Annotated in this window: 12 protein-coding genes; all 12 read left to right on the forward strand. The window is 71.3% G+C overall.

What is annotated here, in order from left to right; all coding sequences use genetic code 11:
• The first annotated feature begins 59 nt into the window (after positions 1-59).
• The gene (locus AB0K03_RS14500) at positions 60-2,879 is read left to right on the forward strand and encodes a hypothetical protein (RefSeq protein WP_364684369.1); all 2,820 of its coding nucleotides are present in this window, start codon (positions 60-62) and stop codon (positions 2,877-2,879) included.
• On the forward strand, positions 2,879-7,114 hold the full coding sequence (locus tag AB0K03_RS14505) for a hypothetical protein (protein ID WP_364684371.1): 4,236 nt from the start codon (positions 2,879-2,881) through the stop codon (positions 7,112-7,114). Before AB0K03_RS14500 ends, AB0K03_RS14505 begins: the two co-directional genes overlap by 1 nt.
• A complete protein-coding gene (locus AB0K03_RS14510; protein ID WP_364684373.1) occupies positions 7,086-8,171 on the forward strand; it encodes a hypothetical protein in 1,086 nt (361 codons plus the stop codon). Before AB0K03_RS14505 ends, AB0K03_RS14510 begins: the two co-directional genes overlap by 29 nt.
• Positions 8,168-8,884 carry a hypothetical protein gene (locus AB0K03_RS14515; protein WP_364684374.1) on the forward strand — a complete coding sequence of 239 codons (717 nt, stop codon included), beginning with the start codon at positions 8,168-8,170 and terminating at the stop codon, positions 8,882-8,884. Before AB0K03_RS14510 ends, AB0K03_RS14515 begins: the two co-directional genes overlap by 4 nt.
• Before the next feature lie 170 nt (positions 8,885-9,054).
• Positions 9,055-9,450, forward strand: coding sequence for a hypothetical protein (locus tag AB0K03_RS14520; RefSeq protein ID WP_364684376.1), 396 nt, complete (start codon positions 9,055-9,057; stop codon positions 9,448-9,450).
• 475 nt (positions 9,451-9,925) lie between these two features.
• Positions 9,926-10,252, forward strand: coding sequence for a hypothetical protein (locus AB0K03_RS14525; RefSeq protein WP_364684377.1), 327 nt, complete (start codon positions 9,926-9,928; stop codon positions 10,250-10,252).
• A gap of 191 nt (positions 10,253-10,443) precedes the next feature.
• Positions 10,444-11,154, forward strand: a complete 711-nt coding sequence (locus AB0K03_RS14530) for a helix-turn-helix domain-containing protein (protein ID WP_364684379.1) — start codon at positions 10,444-10,446, stop codon at positions 11,152-11,154.
• Positions 11,151-11,405: a hypothetical protein gene (locus AB0K03_RS14535; protein WP_364684381.1), complete on the forward strand. Its 255-nt coding sequence runs from the start codon at positions 11,151-11,153 to the stop codon at positions 11,403-11,405. The genes AB0K03_RS14530 and AB0K03_RS14535 overlap by 4 nt, the downstream gene beginning before the upstream one ends.
• Before the next feature lie 16 nt (positions 11,406-11,421).
• Entirely contained in the window at positions 11,422-12,522 is a 1,101-nt protein-coding gene (locus AB0K03_RS14540) for an AAA family ATPase (RefSeq protein WP_364684383.1), read from the forward strand.
• Positions 12,519-13,064 (forward strand): hypothetical protein, encoded by a 546-nt coding sequence (locus AB0K03_RS14545; protein ID WP_364684385.1) that lies wholly within the window; start codon positions 12,519-12,521, stop codon positions 13,062-13,064. Before AB0K03_RS14540 ends, AB0K03_RS14545 begins: the two co-directional genes overlap by 4 nt.
• 62 nt (positions 13,065-13,126) lie before the next feature.
• A complete protein-coding gene (locus AB0K03_RS14550; RefSeq protein WP_364684387.1) occupies positions 13,127-13,951 on the forward strand; it encodes a phosphoadenosine phosphosulfate reductase in 825 nt (274 codons plus the stop codon).
• Positions 13,948-14,391 carry a hypothetical protein gene (locus tag AB0K03_RS14555; protein WP_364684389.1) on the forward strand — a complete coding sequence of 148 codons (444 nt, stop codon included), beginning with the start codon at positions 13,948-13,950 and terminating at the stop codon, positions 14,389-14,391. The genes AB0K03_RS14550 and AB0K03_RS14555 overlap by 4 nt, the downstream gene beginning before the upstream one ends.
• Positions 14,392-14,421: the final 30 nt, after the last annotated feature.

The following is a 14,421-nucleotide window of genomic DNA, read 5'->3' on the forward strand; positions in this document are numbered from 1 at the left end:
CTCCGCCCAGGCCAATATACGGCCGCGGTCGTAAGCCGTTGCCGTATTAATCTAGAGCGATGGCGTTGGGGCGGGCGTACATCGAGATCGTCGGGGACGTCTCGAAGTTCGCCCCTGACCTGCGGCGCGGCCTGACGTCGATCTTCAAGTTGGGTGCGATCACGAGCGTTGCGGCGGTCGCGTCGTCGCAGCTGGTCGGGGTCGCGGGCGCGTTGGCGCAGGTCGGCGGGGCCGCGGTGGCGATCCCGGCCGGGATCGCGGTGGCGTCCGCCGCGATCGGCGCGTTGAAGCTCGCCACGTCGGGTCTGGGTGAGGCGTTCACGGCAGCGGCTACCGGCGATGCGAAAGAGTTCGCCAAGTCGCTGGAGAACCTGTCGCCGCTGGCGCAGCAGCTGGCCCGGGAGCTGCGCGGCGTGAAGCCGGCGATGGACGCGGTACGTACCAGTACGCAGGACGCGTTCGCGGCGCCGCTGGTCGGGCAGATCACGGCGACCGCGGCGGTGATCTCGGGTCCGCTGCGGACCGGCCTGGCCGGTATCGCCGCCGAGTACGGGCAGGTCGCCCGGCGGGCGCTGGAGTTCGTGCGGCAGTCGCAGACCGTGTCCGCGCTCACTGCGGTGCTGGACACGACGCGCACCGCGGTCGCCGGGGTCGGGGTGGCGGTAGGTCCGTTGCTGGCCGGGTTCCGTGACCTGGCGGTGGTGGCGTTGCCGACCCTGGCGCGGCTGGCGGAGCTGGCCGGGCCGCTCGCGGCGCAGTTCGGGGCGTGGCTGTCGACGATGGCGGCCAGCGGCGCGGCCACCGCGGCGCTGGAAGACGCGGTTAGGGTGTTGACCCAGCTGGGGCAGGTCGCGGTCAACGTCGGCGGCATCATCGCCGCTGCTCTGCGGGCCGCCGCGGACAGCGGTGGCGGGCAGCTGCTGTCGATGCTGGTGCAGGCGACCGGGCAGCTGCGGGCCTTCCTGAACTCGGCCACCGGTCAGCAGGCCCTGACCGGGCTGTTCCAGACCCTGTCGACGCTCGCGGCCGGGCTCGGCCCGGTGCTGACGACGTTGCTCGGGATCATCGCCCGCTCGATCGTGCCCGCCCTCGGTGACGTCGCCGCCGCGGTCGTCCCCGCCGTCCAGGCCCTCGCCACCGGGCTCGGTCCGGCCATCGCCGCGATCGCCCCCGTCGCCGCTCAGCTGGTCACCGCGCTGGCCGACGGGATCCGTGCGCTGGCGCCGGCGCTCGGCCCCGTGGGTCAGGTGATCGCATCGGTGGTGTCAGCGCTGACGCCGCTGCTGCCGATCCTCGGTCAGCTGATCGCGATGCTGATCGGCCCGCTCGCCACCGCCCTGTCCGCGCTGGGCCCGCTGGTCGCCCCGCTGGTCACCGCCCTGGGGCCGGTGCTGCTGCAGCTGGGTCGCACCCTGTCGGACGCGCTCACCCCGATCGCCGGGCTGCTCGCCGATCTGTTCCGGCAACTCGGGCCACCGATCGGGCAGCTGGTCGCCGCGCTCGGGACCGCGCTCGCACCGGCCCTGGCCGCGGTCGCCCCGGTGGTGGCTGCGCTGGTCGAGGCGCTGATGCCGCTGATACCGGCCATCGTGGACCTGGTCCCGGCGATCACCGAGATCGTCGTGGCCGCCGCCCCGCTGACGCAGGTGCTGGCGCAGCTGCTGGTGCTGGCGGCGCAGATCCTCGCCCCGCTGATCAAGCTCGCCGCGGTGCTGGTGCAGCTGCTCGTGTCGAAAGCGGTCGCGCCGCTGATCTCGTGGATCGCGTCCGCGCTGACCGATCTGCTCGCCCCGCTGACCAGCGTCGCGGATTGGCTCGGCCGGCTGTCCGCGGCGATCGCCGGGATCGACTGGGCCGGCGTCGGCGCGGCGATCAGCGGTGCGTTCACCTCCGCCTGGCAGACGGTGACCAGCTTCTTCACCGGCCTGGGCCAGTTCCTGACCTCGCTGCCGGGCCGGCTGCTGGAAGCGCTCGCCGCCCTGCCGGGCCTGCTGGTCGGCGCGTTGAAGTTCGCCTTCGACTCGGGGCTGCGCGCGGTCGGTGTCGGCATCGGGCTGCTCGTGTTCGCGGTGACGAGCCTGCCCGGCAAGATCATGGCTGCGGTGCAGTCGCTGGCCGGGTCGATGTCCCGGTTCTTCGCCGGTATATGGAGCAACGCGACGTCGCTGGCCAGCCGCGGCATCACTGCGCTGGTCACGTTCGCGACCGGGCTGCCGGGGCGGATCAGCGCCGCCTGGTCCCGGCTGCCCGGCGTGCTCGGCGGGCTGCTGACCTCGGCGTTCAACGCAGCACGACGGGCCGCATCGTCGGGCATCTCGTCGGTCGTCTCCTACGTCGCCAGCGTGCCCGGGCGGCTGTCCGGGCTGGCCGGGCGGTTCGTGTCGGCCGGCGCGAACCTGATCGCCGGGTTCATGCGCGGCCTGCGCCGGGTCGGCTCGCTGGGCAGCATCGCGGCGTCGATCGTCGCGGCGGTCCGGTCCGGGCTCAACAGCGTGATCGGGCGGATCAACTCCGGAATCGCCGACATTGACCGGTACCTGCCCGGGTCGCTGCCGCGGATCCCGTACCTGGCCGACGGCGCGGTCGTGAACCGGGCGACCCTCGCCGTGCTCGGCGAGGCCGGCCGCGAAGTCGTGATCCCCCTGACCCGCCCGCGCCGGGCGAGGGAACTGGCGGAGGAGTCCGGGCTGACCGACCTGCTCGGTGCCGGCGGCCGCGACGGCGGCGCGGTGGTGTTCGGCCGCGGCGCGATCTCGATCGTGTTCGAGGGGGCGGTGCCGACCCGGCAGGAAGCCCTGCGCGTGGGTGAGGCAGTCGGTGAGGGGGTGTCGCGGACGCTGGCGCGCCGCGACGTGGCAACCACGGTGAGGACAGTCTGATGGGCAACTACAACCCGGACCTGCCGTACGTGGTGGGGATGCAGTGGGCCCCTTTGGTCGCCGACCAGGTGCTGCTCGACACCTCCACCGAGGTCGGGTACACGTTCCGGTCCGTCACCCACTGGGACGAGTTGCAGAACGGCCCGGACCGGGTCCGGGTGTTGATGCAGCCCCCACCGGGCCAGCCGGCGCAGAAGCATGTGGCGGTGCACCTGTACCGCGACGGCGCGGCGACGGCGACCGGCCCGGTCCGCAAACTCGTCATCCCGTGCACGTCCGGTGCGGGAGTGGCAGGGGCCGCGCTGGGCGGCGGTGCCGGCAGCTTCCAGGCGGCGGTGCAGAACCCGTCGGACGCCGGGCATGTCACGTTGACCGGTCCGAACGCGGCAGCCCGGTTCTGGTTCGCGGTCACCGCCGGGCCCGTCACCGCGACCCTGCAGTACCGGCGGATCCTGGACCTCACCGTCCTGTACGCGGTGTCCGGGCCGTTCGAGACCGTGCCCGGCGCGATGACGGTCGGGCTGGAACGACCGTCGGCGAACCTGAACTGGCTGATGGACGACACCATCACCGGACCAGCTTCACCCGGCGCCGGGGTCGCGGTGCTGCGGGCGTCGCTGGGCGAGCTGAACCCCTGGTGGTCGCCGACGCTCACCCCGGCGTCGACCACGATGCGGCTGCCGTACCGGGCGCTCGGAGCGCCGTTCGCGCCGACCCCGACCAGCGGCCTGGACGCGCTCGCCGCGGCGGGCGGCACCAACATCAACGTGCGGATCGGCGCCACCGGCGCGGTGCCCGGCGGATCGGTGTTCCAGATCCACCACGTCGCCCTGCAGGTCACCTACTGCGAGGAGTCGCGGATCGCCGCCGGTGGCCTGGACATCTCCGGCGGCGCCCAGCAAGCCGACGGCGGCTACTACTGCGACGTGCCGATCCGGCAGCTGTACAACTTCGGCTTCCCGGTGTCTCTGGGGCAGGGAGCCCGGTACGCGGTGACGGTGGCGCAGGCGTACGCCGGGGCGCTGTCGCTGACCTCGCCCGTCCCGCTCGTGCTCAACCGGCTCGGCTCGGTCGGCCCGGACCCCACCCACGAGGGCATCGTGCTGCGCAAGACCCTGCGGGAGGGGGCGGCGCCGACACTGGAGCCGAGCCCGCTGATGCCCGCGATGGTGCTGCTCGCCCCGAACAACGTCGTGGAGACCGGCTCGCACGCCTACACCGCACAGGCGGTCGGCACCTGCCATCAGCAGTACGCGTTGACCGCGAACAGTCAGGTGCTGACCGATACGGCGGCTGGCACCTTCGTGTGGGCGGTGTTCTACGCCCGGCACACCCCCGGCACCGTCGACCCGCTCACGGTGGCGCAGGCGAACCTGACCGACGACGGAGGCACCGGCGGCCCGTCGGGGCTGATCACCGTGGACGACTTCGACCGGCTGCCCGAGGTGGCCAACGGCTGGAAGAAGGTGACGGTGCGCCTCGACCCGCCGCTGGTCCTCACCGGCACCGGCAGCCCGCTGCGGTTCCGGTTCTCCTCGGCCGGCGACGCGTCCGCACCGTGGCAAATCCTCGGCGCCGACAGCAACCCCGCCTCACAAGCCACCTCACCCGCCAGCTGGGCAAGCTTCGACGGCGAGACCGGCTTCGCCCGCCTCGACAACCAGGTCGACTACTCCGCCGACTACACCTTCAGCCTCGTGCGCGACATGGACCCGGTCACCGGCCTCACCGTCACCAGCGCCGTCCAGGAGCTGGCGGCCGTCGACGCCGGCTTCTGCCGGCCCGACGACCCGGTACCGACCGGGATCCGCTACCACCGGCTGCGCTGGGATCCGATCAACTCGGCGATGGTGCGCGGCTGGGCGCACTTCGAGGTCCAGCGCCAGGACGACACGATGCCCGACGACCAGTGGGAGACCATCGCCCGGGTCACCGAGCCGCACATCACCAGCATCGACGACTACGAGGCCCGCGTCGGAGTCGCCACCCGCTACCGGATCCGGGCCGTGCACCGCACCGACATCGGCGGCCCCTGGACCGCGCCCGTCACCGCCACGATCGCCACACCCGGAGTGACCGGCCGCAACGTCGAGACCGGGGTGCTGATCATGACCAGCAATCAGCGGCCCGCCGCGAACCTGGCGTACGTGATGAGCTGGGACCGTCAGTCGCCGGAAGACTTCACGTTCCCCGAAGCCGCTCAGGTCGACCTGCAGGCGATGTACGGGCGTGACTACCGCGTCGCGATGCGCCCGACCGAACGCGGTGGAGTCGAGTTCACCCGCACCGTGCTGGTCAACGCCGCGGCGGTCCCGGTCACCACCCTCGACGGCGGGTTCCGCCAGCTACGGGACCTGGCCTGGGAGTCGGTGCCGTACGTGTGCGTCCGCGACGAACTGCACCACCGGTGGCTGTCCACCGTCCTGGTCCCCTCGGCTTCGGTGCGCCGCCGCCGCGGCCTGGCTCACCTGCAGCTGGCCCAGCTGACCGTCGTCGAGGTGACCGACACCCCCGCACCGCTCGACGGCGGACCCGCGCCGTGCGAGGGCCTGCGCCCCGAAGGCACGAAGGTCGCCAAGGCCCTTGCGACCACCATGGCGGACACGTTCTCCACCCGGGCCGGCTACGACCCGTTCGACCGGCAGATGCCTGCTGGTGGATGGGGCAGCACCCAGCTCCCGGGGCAGCCGTGGCAGCGCCTGCAAGGACCGGCGGGGGCCTTGTCGGTGTCCGGCGGTGCCGGGCTGATCCAGGTGGTGCAGGTCGCCAACAGCAACCCGTCGTTCGAGACCGGCATCCAGGGCTGGACCGCATTCGGCGGTAGCGCGGCACGATCGACCGCGCAAGCCCACCAGGGCGCGGCGTCGCTGCTGCTGACACCCGACGGGGCCAGCGAGACCGCCCGGGTCGAATCCGAGTACGTCGCCGGGGCCGCGGTCGGCGTGGACTGGCGGGCCACCGCCTGGGTGCGCTGCCCGATCGCCCGCCCCGTCGCCGTGTCGATCAACTGGTTCGACGCGGACAGCCAGTATCTGGGCACGTCGACCGGCGCGCCGGTGACGGTGGCGGCGAACACCTGGACGAGGCTGACGTACACCGCAGCGTCCACCCTGACCGGCACCGCCCGCGCCTCGGTCAACGTCGCCATGGCCGGCACCCCACCCGCGGCGCACCAGCTGTTCGTCGACGACGCCACCATCGGGCCCGCGCCGGGCGCCCACCGGCTCGCCACGCCGGCGCCGATGCTGGCCGATGTCGAGGTCAAGGCCCGGTTCCGCATCGACCAGCTCGCGACCGGCGCCTCCATTCAGGCCGGGCTGACCGCCCGCGACGTGACCGGCGGCGACTACTACCGGGCGATGATGTCGTTCCGACCCGATGGACTGATCGGGGTCGCTCTCGAAAAGATCAACGGCGGCTCGCTGACCGTGCTGGCCCCCGAACAGGTGCAGACCAAGCCGGATGGCACCTCGCTGACGTACGAGCCAGGGCAGTGGATCACCCTGCGGTTGCGGGTCCAGGGCCAGGTGCTGACCGCGGCGGCGTTCACCACTGCTGCACCGCCGGGGCCGACGGTGCGGGCCGTCGATGCCACCGTGACCGCCGCTGGACGCGCCGGCGTACGGGCGGCGGTCGGCGCGGGCAACACCAACGCGGCCACGACGCTCAGCGTCGACGACTTCGAGGTGCGGGCGCTGCCGGGTGACCTCGACGTACGGATGCTGCTGCGCCCCACCAGCGAAGACCCGTGGGATCTGTCCATCGAGCAGCTTTCCCTGCGCGATCGCAGCATCACCTCGCAGGTGGAAGTGGACGTGAACGCCCTCGGGATGTGCGCGTACCTCAGCGAGCGCGCCTCGTTCGAGGCGTGCACGACCGGTGAGGCGTTGCAGTTCCACACCCGCCAGCGCCGGTGGGTGCGCGCCGTCTACGAACAGAACATCGGCGACGGCCAGGCCCGGATCAGCTTCTACACCTCCCTGGACGGCGGGCAGTGGACGCCCGCCGGCGCCGAGACCGGGCCGGCCATCCAAGTCCCGAGCGACCCGGGCGAGTTTCTGATCACCGCCAGCAGTGGTGTCACGCTGAGCCGCCTCGAATGGCGCGACGGCATCAACGGGCGGCTGATGACCAGCCCCGACTTCGAGGCGCAACCGCCAGGCACCACCGAGTTCCGCGACGCGCAAGGCATTCGATGGGGGATCAATGGCCGCGGCATCTGCGCCACCGCCTGACCTGCTGACCCTGCCCGACCACATCGGGCAGCGGCCGGTCACCTTCCGGTTCGAGCTCGTCGACCGGCTCGGCGTACGCCGCGGCGCGCTGACACCGCTGCGCTCGTCGACGCCGACCTTGAGCCACGACACCACCGCGACGATCAGCCGCCGGATCAACGGGCTCACCCTCGGCGCTGGCGACAGCGCCCTCATCCGGCCGTTGACCGACCGCATCGACATCGCGATGGTGCTCGGCACCAGCCCACCGCTGATCTACCCGCTGGGCCGCTACCTGGTCGCCGACGCCGTCGCCGTGCCCACCACCGGCGGCGCCACGACGGCGCTCACGCTGTACGACCCCATGTTCATCGTCGACCAGCAACTCGACGCGGGCTTCGACGCCGGCGGGCAGCTGGTCGACACCGCCGTGCGCCGCCTGCTCGACGGCCTGCCGATCGGTGAGCTCGTCCTGGACGCCACCGAACAGACCAGCACCAACGCCTGGTCGGCGGGCACCTCCCGCGCGGCCGCGCTGCTCGACCTCGCCACCGTCGGCGGCTACGTCAAACCCTGGTTCAACCACACCGGGCAGCTGCGGATGCCCCGCGCGTTCGAACCCGCCGCCCAGGCACCCACCATCGACCTAGACCACCCGCGGCGAGTACTGCGCGGCTCGATCACCCGCAGCCCGCAGCTGCTCAGCGCCCCGAACCGGTTCGTGGTCGTGTCCAACGACCCGGGCTCCGATGCCGCCCCGGTGGTCGGCACCTACGACGTGCCGTCGTCGGCGCCGCACTCGATCAACCAGCGCGGCTTCGTCATCCCCACCGTCGTCGAAGCGCAGCTACCCTCGCAGCGGCACGCCACCGTGTACGCGCGTACCCTCGGCATCCAGCAAAGCGTGTACGAGGTCGTCGAGTTGAGCACCCCACCGGACCCGCGCCACGACGGCTACGACGTGATCCGCTTCGACGGACAGTTGTGGCTGGAGACCGGCTGGGAGATGCCCCTGGCTGCCGGCGGCGAGATGCGGCACACGCTGCGCCGCGCATACCCCAGCGACGGTGACCTGTGAGCGGCACACCGGCCGGTGAGCTGCCGGTCAAGGCGATCGCCGAGGCCGTTCTCGACCGGGCCCGCCGCGCCGGACTTATCTGGCGGCTTCGCGCCGCGACGGTGACCGAGGCGGCACCCGACGGCACGGTGCGGGCCCGCATCGACGGAGATCCCGCACCGATCCGGGTCGCCTCCATGATCGGGCCGGTCGCTCTCGCAGCCCGGGTCATGGTCCTGATCACCCCGCCGTCCGGGCATCACATCGTCGGCTGGGCCGGCCCGCCCGCGCCCGGCGGCGGCCCAGCTGGACTCGCCTGGTCGGACAGCAACTCGCCGGAGGCAACCACGACGCCCATCGTTGTGCTGTCGGCACCTATGGTGCTGCGGGCCCGGACCGCGTACCGCGTCGAGCTGGGTGGCGGAGTCTTCTCCTCCGCAGCCGGCGTCCTCGCCGACTTCCGCCTGGTGCGAGCTCCGGCTGATGGGCGACCGGGGCAGGGGCTCGCCGAGTTCTACCGGTATCGCACCGAGGGCGGCCCAGTGATCAACATCGACGGTGTGCGCTACATCCGGCGTAACGCGAGCACGGATCTGTCCGCAACTCTGCAATTGACACTGGCTGCCGCGTCTGGGTCGGTGGTCCACACGGGAGCGCCCGGTCGGCCCCGGTACCTGATGATGACCGCCTGCGGTGAGGCTACGGCGTTCCCGCACGCCATTGCCGTGGACTGACCGCATGGCCATGGCTGCGGGGCCTGCGTCACTACCCCCGCCGTGACCTGGATTGTCCTGTTATGGGATCCGGGTCGTAGGGTTCTCGGGTGGAGGATTCGGGTCGCCCAAGCCATGAAGAGCCGCACCAGCAACGGGCAGCCTTCGGGCGTTTAGTCCGAGACGTCGGAGTGAACGTCGTCGCGAACCTCATCGCTGCAGCGATCATCTATCTCCTGGGCGTGGCTGTTGGGCTGCTTCCCCACTCAGGTCCCGCCATTGCAGCCGCCGTCGCCTTCCTTGCCATCGCGGCCTTAGTGGTTTCGCTGGGCGGCGCCGTCGTCTTCGCACGCAACGCCTGGAAGAAGCCAGCCGAGAAGGAACGGCATGCCAACACCTCCCTCATGTTGGCATCATGTGGATCCTTAGCGCTTGGGACCTTCCTCGCCATGGCGCCACTTTCCGGTACCAAGCCAGGCCATCCGCTCGCGTGGATCTTCTACGGCCCGGGCCTCTTGATGGTTGCGCTTGGCCTGCACGGCATCTACGAGGCAGTCCGGCTGAGGCGTCGCGAGGGTCAGGGCTGACCCCGTAGCGGCTGTCCAGCCCCGCCCCGAATGCGCGACCACCCTCGGTCGCTGGACGCCGGGTCCGTGGCCCGGCGCTGACGTTTGGCAACGCACTAGATCCGCGGGACCTGGCGCCTGTATACGAGCTGCCCAAGCACCTCGGTTGTATATAGAACATTGACGCTGAGGTGCCCGACAAATACAATGAATCTATACAGTCCGCGAATAGAGAGGACTACGCGTGAGTGGCATGACCACCCCGTTGCGCACACGCCGACAACACTGGCTCGGCGGCGTCCGCGCCGGGTTCAACTCAGGCATCGTGCCTGACCAGCGCCACGGGCGAGACGGGCTTGCGGCCGGCTCTGCGCGGCCGCGGCGTACGCGCTGGCACCCACCGGCGTCGATCAGGTCGGCCCCGTGCTGACCTCTGCCGTGATCGGAGGCCGTACATTGACTATGTACGGTCGCCGAGCACGGGAGGCATTCGCCGATGAAGGTATCCAAGGCGCGGCTGCGCGAGGCTGTGGCCCGCGTGGCCGAGGACCTGATCACCGACGGTCCATTGACGACCTATCCGGTCGTGGGCCTCAAGGAGATCAACCGGATGTTCGGTTATGCCTCAAACACGGCGTACCAGATGCGCTCGCGGGGAGTGCTGCCGGAGAGTTCCCCGATCTCCAACAATCCGGTCTGGAAGCTGGTCACCCTCTACGAGTTCGCGGAGCGCACGAACCGGGAGATCTTCTGGGATCCGTGGGGTGTCTGCGCGCCTTCCGGCGAGACCTTGGCGAGCGCGGAGGACGCCGCAGCCGAATAGTGGTGGTGAACGGTCGCACTGTGGCCGTACATATTCGGTGTAGGGTGCCCAGGTACGTCGCAGCCCCACTGGGGTCGGATCCAGCGGGGCTGCGGTGGACGTACCCGATGTGCAGACCGGGTCGCCCTCGCATCGTACGTCGCCCCGGCGTGCCTTCCTTGTGCGACCCACGGGGGATGGGGGTCGCGTGGATGGTCGACCGATGGACCGTCGAGAAAGCCGTCCGGGCCTCGCGCCTGGAGCCAACGGGGCGCCACATCATCCTCACGCTGCTGACGTACACCGACGCCGACACCGCCGCGATCCCTGAGAAGTTCACGCCGAGCCTGACCACGCTCAAGGGCGACACCGGGTACGCGCGGTCGACGGTGGCCGAGTGGCTGAACACTCTCGAGGACCTCGGCTGGGTCATCCGCGACCGGCCGAGCGTCGCCGACGCCCGCATCCGGAAGAAGCGCACCGTATACCGCCTCGCTATACCCGCCGCGGTTCGGAATCCGGGTGCGCCGCAAGCTGGTCCGCCAGGCGGACCAGCGCCAGATACGCCCCCTTTGGCTGGTCCGGGTGGCGGACCAACTGGCGACAGCGACGCTGGTCCGGCAGGCGGACCAGCGCCCGAATCACCCCGGTCTGCTGGTCCGGCACCCGGACCAGGCGAGGGGCCGGTTGGTCCGCCAGCCGGACCAGAGCTGGTCCGCCAGGCGGACCGAGTTGGTCCGCCAGCCGGACTCAACCAGACCAGCTCATCTGTTGACCTTGGTGGGGGCGCGCGTGACCGGGCCGGCGCCGACCACCCGTACATCGAAGGGCCGAACGGCTACTGCGCCGTGAAGGGCTGCGCGGTCTCCGCGCCGATGCACGGCGTCGGCCGGCCCCGCCAAACGGAAAGGACTCAGCGATGAACCCCGCGGCGACCGGACCGCACGAAGCCCAGTGCGCCACATGCGGCGGCGTGCTCATCCCCGCCGGCGACGACTGGCAACACCTCACCGACACCGGCTGCACCCTGTACGGCGAACCGATCCTGTGCGGACGCGACCCGGCATGCGTCCTGCCGGCGGTCGTCGGTGGCACTGCCTGCCACGACCACACGGGTTTCTCTATGTCCGCTCTCTATACGGCCGCGGTTTACGACCGTGGACCCCTTGATTAGGAAGGTGATGGCACCGATGGCTGTGTTCACCCCCGCCACCCGCAAGCAGGCCAAGGCGCGCATCGCGCTCGCCGGGCCGAGCGGGGCCGGCAAGACGCTGACCGGGCTGAAGCTGCTCTACACACTGACCGGGGCTCGCACCGTCGCCGACGGCGCCCAGCGGATCGCGTTCATCGACACCGAGCGCGACTCCGCCGACAAATACGCCGTCGACCCCGGCCAGCCGGGCGTCGCCAACATGACACCCGAGCAGGCCGGCGGATACGGCTTCCAGAAGACCTCCCCGGTGCGCTACGACCCCCGCGAGCTGGTCACCACGATCGAGGAAGCCGCCCGCGCCGGGTTCACCGGACTGCAGGTCGACTCGCTGTCGCACTACTGGTTCGGCGCCGGCGGGGTCCTGGAGCTCGTCGACCTGTTCACCCGCAGCAACGGCGGCCGCTCGATGGACGGCTGGCGCGACGTGCGCCCGATCGAGCGCGCCTACATCGAGGCGCTGATGGCTTTCCCCGGCCACGTCGTGGTGTGCCTGCGCTCCAAGCAGCGCTACGAGATCGAGGACGGCAACGACGGCCGCAAGCGCGTCGCCAAGCTCGGCATGCAACCGGACCAGCGCGAGGGCCTGGAGTTCGAGTTCGACGTCTTCGGCGACCTCGACAGCGAGCACTACCTGCGGATCAGCAAGACCCGCTGCGCCGCCCTCGACGGGCGGGTGATCCACAAGCCCGGCCAGGAGCTGGGGGAGCAGCTGCTCGACTGGCTGGCCTACGGCGAACCACCGCAGATCATCGACTGGGACCAGGTGCTCAAGGACTGCACCAGCCGAGAGGAGCTGGCTGTGTGGTGGCAGCAGGCGCAACGTGCCGGGCAGTCGTTTGCCCTGCGGGACAAGTTCGCCGCCCGCGGGCAGGAGATCAGCGCCGCCCGCAACGGCCCGCCCACCGCGCCGGCCGAGCAGACGGACAGCCCGCCAACGCTCAAGAAGGCCTCCGCGGACCAGCCGGACGAGCCTGCTGCCGGCACCGAATCGCAGCAGGCAGCCCCCGACACTGCGGCCGGCGGCCGCCGGGCCGGCGGCGCCCGCGCGACGGCCCGTGCGGCGGAGGTGGCCCGGTGACCGCGGATCCGGCCACGGTGACGGCGCTGCCCGACGCGGCGATGCGCGCCGCTGTTCTCAAGGCGCTGCTGGACGAGGTGAAGAAGGCGTACGACGCGGCCCGCGCGCAGGTCGACACCACGCTGCTGCATCTGCACAGCACCGTTGGTGTCCGCTCCATCGAGGTCCGGCTCCCGGGTGCCAGCGCGCCGATCGCGCAGATCACCATCACGGAGACGTCAGCGGGTCTGCGCATCGATGAACAGGCCCTGCTCGACTACTGTGCCCGCGAGCACCCCGGCGAGATCGAGGAAATACCCGCGAAGAAGGTCGTGCGCGCGGCCTGGCGCAAAACCTTGCTGGCCCGGCTGAGGGTGGAACCGGATGGCACCGTCGTGGACCCGGTGACCGGCCGTGTCGTGGACTTCGCGGAGGCGCGTCCGCCCGCGTCGCCGACGTCGACGACGATGACGTTCAAGGACCGCGGCCGCGACGAGGTCGCCGCGGGTCACCGCGAGGGCCGGCTGTCACTGCCCGAGCTGATGCAAGGCGCAGCGCAGTGACGGCCCCCGACGTCTCGGCGCTGGCAGACGTGCGCCGTGCGCACGCCGACGCAGGTGAGCGGATGAGTCCCGATCGGCTGCGCGTCATCGCGTACGGCGGTGGCGTGCAGTCCACCGCTCTGCTCGTGCTGGCCGCGCACCGGCGCATCGACTTCCCGACGTTCCTGTTCGCCGACGTCGGCGCCGACTCCGAGGACCCCGCCACCGTGGACTACGTCGACCGGTACGCGCGGCCATTCGCGGCGCTGCACGGCATCCAGCTGCTCACCCTGCCGCGGCTACGCCGCGACGGCAGCACAGAAACCCTGTACGGCCGGCTCACCCGGCCCGGATCCCGGTCCCTGCCGATCCCCGTCCGGATGGCCGGAGGCGCACCCGGCACCAGGGCATGCACGGCCGACTTCAAAATCAAAGTCCTCGGACGGTGGCTCACACAGCACGGCGCGAGCGCCGCCAGTCCCGCCACCGTGGGCATCGGCATCTCCCTCGACGAGATCGAGCGGATCAACAACCGCCGCGCCATGCCGTACGAGTGGCCGGTGTATCCGCTGCTCGACCACGACCCGCCGCTACGGCGCATCGACTGCCAGCGGATCATCACCGCCGCCGGACTGCCGGTACCGCCGAAGAGCGCCTGCTGGTTCTGCCCGCTGCACCGGCCGAGCACCTGGGCGGAGATGCGCCGCGACCGCCCGGCCCTGTTCGCCCGGGCGGTGCAACTCGAGGACCTGCTCAACGCGCGCCGGGCCGCGCTCGCCCGCGACCCGGTGTACCTGACCCGCTACGGTCGCCCGCTCGCACACGCGATACGCGAAGCGCAGCCGTTGCTTCCCGGCCTCGACTTCCACGACGAGGGCAGCTGCGACAACGGGGCGTGTTTCACATGAGCGGCGAGACCTGGCACCTGGCCATCACCGACGGCGGGATCGTCGCCGACGGTGTCATCGGGCAGTTCGACACCGCCACGCAAGCGGCCCGGACGGCCTGCATCGTGCTGCACCGCATCGCGGCGCAGCTGCGGACCTGGGCCGCGACCGCAGACCACGGCGACCCGCGAGCCGGGCGGGCCCGCGAGATCGCCGGACGGCTCCAACGCGAGGCCGCCGAGATCCGCGCCGCCGACACCGAGCACGCCGCCGCCGAGATCCTCGACGACCCCAACCTCGCGGCGATCCCGCTGAACACACTCGCGCTTCATCACGACTTCCGCCTGGAACGGGCGGCATTCTGCGACGCGCCGATCCCGTTCAGCGGCAGATGGAGCCACCAGGCCCTGTGGTTGCAGACCTGGACCACGACCCGGCGCGACCAGCCGGACCCCAGCTGACCGACGCGGCGCGCAGCCCGCGCTGCGCGC

It is taken from the genome of Actinoplanes sp. NPDC049316 (assembly GCF_040677315.1).
Lineage (GTDB): Bacteria > Actinomycetota > Actinomycetes > Mycobacteriales > Micromonosporaceae > Actinoplanes.

Excerpts from the sequence above, each read along its gene's own strand:
- AB0K03_RS14500 (WP_364684369.1), top strand. The coding sequence starts at position 60 with ATGGCGTTGGGGCGGGCGTACATCGAGATCGTCGGGGACGTCTCGAAG.
- AB0K03_RS14530 (WP_364684379.1), top strand. The coding sequence starts at position 10,444 with ATGGTCGACCGATGGACCGTCGAGAAAGCCGTCCGGGCCTCGCGCCTG.
- AB0K03_RS14555 (WP_364684389.1), top strand. The coding sequence starts at position 13,948 with ATGAGCGGCGAGACCTGGCACCTGGCCATCACCGACGGCGGGATCGTC.
- AB0K03_RS14550 (WP_364684387.1), top strand. The coding sequence starts at position 13,127 with ATGAGTCCCGATCGGCTGCGCGTCATCGCGTACGGCGGTGGCGTGCAG.
- AB0K03_RS14510 (WP_364684373.1), top strand. The coding sequence starts at position 7,086 with ATGGCCGCGGCATCTGCGCCACCGCCTGACCTGCTGACCCTGCCCGAC.
- AB0K03_RS14525 (WP_364684377.1), top strand. The coding sequence starts at position 9,926 with ATGAAGGTATCCAAGGCGCGGCTGCGCGAGGCTGTGGCCCGCGTGGCC.
- AB0K03_RS14535 (WP_364684381.1), top strand. The coding sequence starts at position 11,151 with ATGAACCCCGCGGCGACCGGACCGCACGAAGCCCAGTGCGCCACATGC.
- AB0K03_RS14540 (WP_364684383.1), top strand. The coding sequence starts at position 11,422 with ATGGCTGTGTTCACCCCCGCCACCCGCAAGCAGGCCAAGGCGCGCATC.
- AB0K03_RS14505 (WP_364684371.1), top strand. The coding sequence starts at position 2,879 with ATGGGCAACTACAACCCGGACCTGCCGTACGTGGTGGGGATGCAGTGG.